General features: G+C 67.9%; 6 protein-coding genes. 4 read left to right on the plus strand and 2 right to left on the minus strand.

Annotated elements, in window-relative coordinates:
* Nucleotides 1-471: FAD-binding oxidoreductase (locus tag ABFC67_RS14330; protein WP_346738708.1), on the minus strand; the 471-nt coding region annotated here is incomplete at its 3' end.
* A 101-nt stretch (nucleotides 472-572) separates the two neighbouring features.
* Between ABFC67_RS14330 and ABFC67_RS14335 the strand changes: the two genes are divergently transcribed.
* The 4 genes from ABFC67_RS14335 to ABFC67_RS14350 all read left to right on the plus strand — a co-directional run bounded on the left by ABFC67_RS14335 (nucleotide 573) and on the right by ABFC67_RS14350 (nucleotide 4,374).
* Entirely contained in the window at nucleotides 573-1,511 is a 939-nt protein-coding gene (locus ABFC67_RS14335) for an ABC transporter ATP-binding protein (RefSeq protein WP_346738709.1), read from the plus strand.
* Nucleotides 1,508-2,281 carry an ABC transporter permease gene (locus tag ABFC67_RS14340; RefSeq protein WP_346738710.1) on the plus strand — a complete coding sequence of 258 codons (774 nt, stop codon included), beginning with the start codon at nucleotides 1,508-1,510 and terminating at the stop codon, nucleotides 2,279-2,281. Before ABFC67_RS14335 ends, ABFC67_RS14340 begins: the two co-directional genes overlap by 4 nt.
* Nucleotides 2,282-2,813: 532 nt before the next feature.
* A complete protein-coding gene (locus tag ABFC67_RS14345) occupies nucleotides 2,814-4,187 on the plus strand; it encodes a M20/M25/M40 family metallo-hydrolase (protein ID WP_346738711.1) in 1,374 nt (457 codons plus the stop codon).
* Between the two features lie 61 nt (nucleotides 4,188-4,248).
* The gene (locus ABFC67_RS14350; protein WP_346738712.1) at nucleotides 4,249-4,374 is read left to right on the plus strand and encodes a hypothetical protein; all 126 of its coding nucleotides are present in this window, start codon (nucleotides 4,249-4,251) and stop codon (nucleotides 4,372-4,374) included.
* A 1,101-nt stretch (nucleotides 4,375-5,475) separates the two neighbouring features.
* On the opposite strand, the gene ABFC67_RS14355 is transcribed toward ABFC67_RS14350, so the two are convergent.
* Nucleotides 5,476-6,502 (minus strand): ATP-dependent helicase C-terminal domain-containing protein (locus ABFC67_RS14355; RefSeq protein WP_346738713.1); only part of this gene is annotated, 1,027 nt, incomplete at its 5' end.

Here is a 6,502-nt window from a genome sequence, read left to right on the forward strand (position 1 = left end):
CAGCTCCTGCTCGTTGCGCGCGCCGTACAGCAGCACGACTTCGCGCCCGCCGGCGGTCAGCGCGGCGAACTTCGGCAGCATCGCGCGGTACGGGGTGACGCCGGTGCCGGTGGCGATCAGCAGGTAGCGGCGGTTGGCGTCCTCGTCCAGCAGGCAGAAGCGCCCGTAGGGGCCGCTGGCCTCGACCGTCTCGCCTTCCTTCAGCCCGCCGAGCAGCCTGGTGGCGGCGCCGCCCTCGACGTAGGACACCGCGATCTCGATGCGCGCCACCGGCCCGCTGCCGTCGCCGACCGTGCCGACCGAATAGCTGCGCTTGGTCGGCTTGCCGTCGTCGTAGTTGAAGTGGATCTGCACGAACTGCCCGGGCACGAACGCGAACGGTTGGCCGTCGACGCGCTCGAACGCCATGTGGCGCACGCTGGGCGCGAGCATGTGGCTGGAGGCGAGGCGGAGCTGGAAGTGTTCGGCCATGGGGACGGGAGAGCGGTTCGGGAACGGCGCGCGCGCCGCGGCACCCGGGGCGGGTGCGCAAAGCTCGATATAATAAGGGTCTTGCCCCTGCCCCGCACCCCATGACCGACCCAGCCGCCCTCGAGGTCCGCGACCTCCGCAAGACCTATGGCAACGGCGTCGAGGCGCTGAAGGGCGTCTCGCTGACCGTCCAGCCCGGCGACTTCTTCGCCCTGCTCGGCCCGAACGGCGCCGGCAAATCGACCCTGATCGGCATCCTGTCCTCGCTGGTCAACGCCAGCGGCGGCGATGCCGAGGTGTTCGGCATCTCGGTCACGCGCCAGCGCAGCGCGGCGATGCGCCTGATCGGCCTGGTGCCGCAGGAGCTGAACTTCAACCAGTTCGAGAAGCCGCTGGACATCTGCGTCAACCAGGCCGGCTTCTACGGCATCCCGCGCCGGGTCGCCGCCGAGCGCGCCGAGAAGTACCTCAACGAGCTGCGCCTGTGGGACAAGGCGCAGCAGCCCGCGCGCATGCTGTCCGGCGGCATGAAGCGCCGGCTGATGATCGCGCGCGCGATGATGAACGAGCCGAAGCTGCTGATCCTCGACGAGCCGACCGCCGGCGTCGACATCGAGATCCGCCGTTCGATGTGGCAGTTCATCAGCGGCATCAACCGCGCCGGCACCACGGTGATCCTCACCACGCACTACCTGGAGGAAGCCGAGCGGCTGTGCCGCAACATCGCCATCATCGACCACGGCCGCATCATCGAGAACACCTCGATGAAGCGGCTGCTGGCCAAGCTCGACGTCGAGACCTTCGTGCTCGACCTCGCCGCCGCCTGCGCGGCGCCGCCCGAGGTGGCGGGCGTGCGCCTGACCCGCGTCGACGACTTCACGATCGAGGCGGAGATGGCGCGCACGCACGACCTCAACTCGCTGTTCACCGCGCTGTCCGCCGCGGGCATCACCGTGGCCTCGATGCGCAACAAGGCCAACCGCCTGGAAGAGCTGTTCGTGCGCCTGGTCGAGAACGGCGCGAAGGAGCACGCCGCATGAGCGCGTCGGCAAACATGGTCGCGCTGTACACCGTCGCCCGCCGCGAGGTCATGCGCATCCTGCGCATCTGGAGCCAGACCCTGCTGCCGCCGGCGATCACCATGACGCTGTACTTCGTCATCTTCGGCACCCTGATCGGCAGCCGCATCGGCACCATGCACGGCTTCACCTACATGCAGTACATCGTGCCCGGCCTGGTGATGATGAGCATCATCACCAACAGCTACGGCAACATCTCCAGCTCGTTCTTCAGCTCCAAGTTCGGCCGCTACGTCGAGGAGATGCTGGCCTCGCCGATGCCGAGCTGGGTGATCCTCAGCGGCTACGTCGGCGGCGCGGTGCTGCGCGGGCTGATGGTCGGCGTGATCGTGCTCGGCATCTCGCTGTTCTTCACCAAGCTCAGCATCGCGCACCCGCTGGTCACGGTGACCACGGTGCTGCTGGCGGCGACGGTGTTCTCGCTGGCCGGTTTCGTCAACGCGGTGTTCGCCAAGAAATTCGACGACATCGCCATCGTGCCGACCTTCGTGCTGACGCCGCTGACCTACCTCGGCGGCGTGTTCTATTCGGTCGACCTGCTGCCGCAGCCGTGGCGCACGCTGTCGTTCGCCAACCCGATCCTGTACATGGTCAACGCCTTCCGCTACGGCGTGCTCGGCGTCAGCGACGTCGGCCTGGCCGAGGCGATGCTGGTGATGGTCGGCTTCGCCGTGGCGCTGGCGGCGACCGGCATGTGGCTGCTGAAGCGCGGCATCGGGCTGCGCAGCTGAGCCGGCGCGCGGCGCCGCTTCCGCGGCGCCAGTGTCACGCTGCGTCCTGTCTCCCTCTCTCCCGGCGGGGTCGGGGTGAGGGGGAGTCGTCCGCAGGACAGCTCGCTCTTCCGCGACAGACGACGAACACGCGCTTCGCGCGTCCCCCTCACCCTGCCCTCTCCCCGCGGGGAGAGCGGAAAAACATGCGTGGCGGGGTTCACGACGCAACAGCGCGCGGCATCGCAGGAAGTGGCGCAGCGCCAGATGACGCCGCGCAAAAAGTCGAGCGTGTCGAACGATGCCGCCTCTCCCCAGCGGGGAGAGCGCGCAGCGACTGCGCCGCGCAGCGTCTCGTCTCCCTCTCCCCAACGGAGAGAGGGTCGAGGTGAGGGGGGTGCCGTCCGCAGGACGGCCGCTGGTTCGCGACAGACCCGCGGCGTTCGCCGCGGTCGCCTGCATCGAAGCCGTCGGGCCGCGCATGACTCCCGGCGCTGGCCCACGCGGCGCCGCTCTGCTAGAACGGCGGCTTCCCCACCTCGGGAGATCCGCCATGCGTCCGCTGCCGCTGCTGCTGGGCCTCGCCCTCGCCGTTCCCGCCGTCCAGGCCGCCGAGGCGCCGCCGCCCACCGAGCATCCGGTGCTGCGCGAGATCGCCGGCCAGGTCAGCCCCGACACGCTGCATGCGACCATCGCCAAGCTGGTCGGCTTCGGCACGCGCCACACGCTGTCGGACACGAAATCGAACAAGCGCGGCATCGGCGCCGCGCGGCGCTGGGTGCAGTCGCAGTTCGAGGCGTTCTCGAAGGACTGCGGCGGCTGCCTCGAAGTGGTGACGCCGTCCGACAGCTTCACCGGCAAGCGCATCCCGCAGCCGACCGAAGTGATGGACGTGGTCGCGATCCAGCGCGGCAGCTCGGATCCGAACCGCGTGATCGTGATCACCGGCCATCTCGATTCGCGCCGCACCGACGTGATGGACGCCAAGGGCGACGCCCCCGGCGCCAACGACGACGGCTCCGGCACCGCCGCGGTGATCGAGGCCGCGCGCGTGCTGTCGAAGTACAAGTTCCCGGCGACGCTGGTCTACGCCGCGCTGTCCGGCGAGGAGCAGGGCCTGTACGGCGGCAAGGTACTGGCCGCCTACGCGAAGGCGCACGGCTGGCAGGTCGAGGCCGACCTCAACAACGACATCGTCGGCAACACGCGCGGCGAGGACGGCGTGATCGACACCACCTCCGTGCGCGTGTTCTCCGAAGGCACCAAGGCGACCGAGACCGCGAAGCAGGCCGCCTATCGCCGCTACCACGGCGGCGAGAACGATTCGCCCTCGCGCAACGTCGCGCGCTTCATGGCCAGCCTGGCCGACGACTACCTCACCAACTTCCACGTGCGCATGGTCTACCGCACCGACCGCTACGGCCGCGGCGGCGACCAGGTGCCGTTCCTCGAGGCCGGCTATCCGGCGGTGCGCGTCACCGAGGGCCACGAGAACTACACGCGCCAGCACCAGGACTTGCGTACCGAGCACGGCATCCGCTACGGCGACACGATCGACGGCGTCGACTTCGACTACCTCGCGCAGGTGACGCGCCTGAACGCCATCACCATGGCGTCGCTGGCCTGGGCGCCGGCGCCCCCGCAGGGCGTGGCGATCGACGGCGCGGTGACGCCGGACACCACGGTGACATGGCAGAAGGTGCCCGGCGCAGCCGGCTACCGCGTGGGGTGGCGCGACACCACCGCGCCGCGCTGGCAGCACCACCGCTGGGCCGGCGATGCCGACAAGCTGGTGCTGAAGAACATCGTCATCGACGACTGGAACTTCGGCGTCAGCGCCGTCTCCGCCGATGGTTTCGCCAGCCCGGTGGTGTTCCCCGGCGACGCCGGCAGCTTCGCCAGCGCCGCGCCGGCGGAAACGCCGTAGCGGGCTGCATGGACTGTAGGGTGGGCTTCAGCCCACCGCTGCTTCGTTCGACGGTGCCGTGATGGTGGGCTCAAGCCCACCCTACTTGCTGGTGGTGCTGGTCGCCGCGAAGAAACTGATCATCGCCGGCGTGATCGCCCTCGGAGGTTTCCTGGCGCGGCTGTTCGGGCGCAAGAAGCGGGCGTGAGGTCTAGCTTGGGAGCCACTCATGCCAACTGGAGAAAAATTCCGCATTTTGCTTGGAACTGAGGAAGGCACTCACCATCCACTGCTCTGGTTTAAGGGTCACAAACGAGACGAAATCTTTTGGGGTCCCTACGGGCTAGGCACACCACAGTCAACGCTACGCGCCGAGTGGCTAGAACGGCGCTCACCGCTCGACAGCCACAAGACTCAGCGATATCACGTTGCGGGTTACACTGAGCGAAACCTACGATTCGATCATTTCTCGTCTCACTGCGATGGTACTTTTCACCTCAAGTGCATTGGTACAGATAAGCCAATCTATGTACACATTCTTCGCCGAACCCTTCCGATCGGTGAAAAATCTGACATTTTTCTTGAGTGCGTAACGCAAACGGGCCTTATCGAGGCTTATGCTCGATCCGTCGCAGTGAGGAATCACGACAGAGTGATTCCCGTGCCTCGAAATCGAGGAATCCAGCTCTACTTCGCTGTTGCGGGAAGTGGATATCCACTGAGGGACGAAATTTCGCGATTCCTCAAGCCTGGTGCCGAACTAGGACCAGCCTTTGACATCGGCAACTTTACTTTGGCATCGATGTATTCGATGAAAGCGCCGCCCGCTCCCTCTCGGTATCCGCCGCTTGCAGGCACTGTTGTCAGCTTAAGGTTCGAGACAACGGCTAAGTCGTATCGGAACAAGATGTTCATATTTCAATAATTAGTGACGTAGGGCGGATCCGCCGTCGCATCACGGCACGATGGTGGATCAAACCGCTGCACGGCTTGATCCGCCCTACCTCGTGGGCTTGGCGCGGTGGGTGGGCGTGGCGGTCCAGGGATCGTCGGGCCAGGGGCGTTTGGGGTAGCGCGTAGGGTGGGTTTCGCGCAGCGAAACCCACCGTTATTGCGCGACTCGCTGCCTCGACGGCGCCAGCGACGTCGCGATGGGTTTCGCTGCGCTCAACTCATCCTACCCAGGATCGCGCGGCGTGCGGGCCGCACTTATCGACGTGTTTCCGCACGCGCCTCCGGCTTGGCGTGGTGCCTCGGCGTGACGGTCAACGCGAATGGCGGATCAAACCGCTGCGCGGCTTGATCCGCCCTACCTTGTGGGCTTGGCGCGGTGCGTCGGCGTAGCGGTCCAGGGGTCGTCGGGCCAGGGGTGTTTGGGGTCGCGGCCCTTCAGTTCCTTCTTCACTTCCGGGTAGGTGCGCTCCCAGAAGCCGCGCAGGTCCTGCGTGACCTGGATCGGGCGGCCGGCGGGCGACAAGAGATGCAGCGTCACCGGCACGCGGCCCTGCGCGACGCGCGGCGTGTCGGCGAGGCCGAACAGTTCCTGCAGCTTCACCGCCAGCACCGGCGGCTGCCCGGGCACGTATTCCAGCTTGCGCGTCATGCCGCTGGGCACGGTCAGCGCGTCGGGTGCGTGTTCGTCGAGCGCGCGGCGCTGCGCGTAGTCGAGCATCGCTGATAACGCTTCCGACAGTTCCGCCGGCGCCAACGCATCCAGCTTGCGCTTGCCAGCCAGATACGGCGCCAGCCAGGTTTCCAGCGACGCGAGCAGCGCATCATCGGCGACGTCGGGCAGGCCAAGTTCCGGCATCCAGCCGCGCAAGGCCTGGATGCGCAGGCGCAGTCGCCGCGCGGTATCGCTCCACGGCAGCGCATCGAGGCCTTTCGCGCGCACCGCGGCCAGCAGCGCCGGTACGGCGTCCTCCGGTTTCACCGGCACGCTGCGCCGCTCCAGCACCAGCGCGTCGAAGCGCTGTTCCTCGAACGCCTCGACCGCCGCGCTGGCCTCGTTCCAGCGCACCGCACGCACGCGCGCGAAGCGCTCGGGGTAGTCGCGCTCGAGCCGCGCGGCGTCGAACGGCGCGGCGGCGAGGATCAGGCTGTCGCGCGCCTCGAAGCGCAGGTCGAGCGCGAGCAGCCACGGCTCGCCGTGCAGCGCGGTGGCCTCGTGCAGGCGCGCGCCGCGGCCGTTGGCGAGCTGGTAGCGCAACGGGTTGTGCGCATCGCGTTTGGCGACACGATCGGGAAAGGCGTGCAGCAGCAGGTCGCCGACCGCGTGGCTGTCCGGCACGCCGCTGGCGGCGCTGCGCACGCCGAGGCGGCGCCGCCAGCCGGCG

This window comes from Mizugakiibacter sp., assembly GCF_039680435.1.
Lineage (GTDB): Bacteria > Pseudomonadota > Gammaproteobacteria > Xanthomonadales > Rhodanobacteraceae > Mizugakiibacter.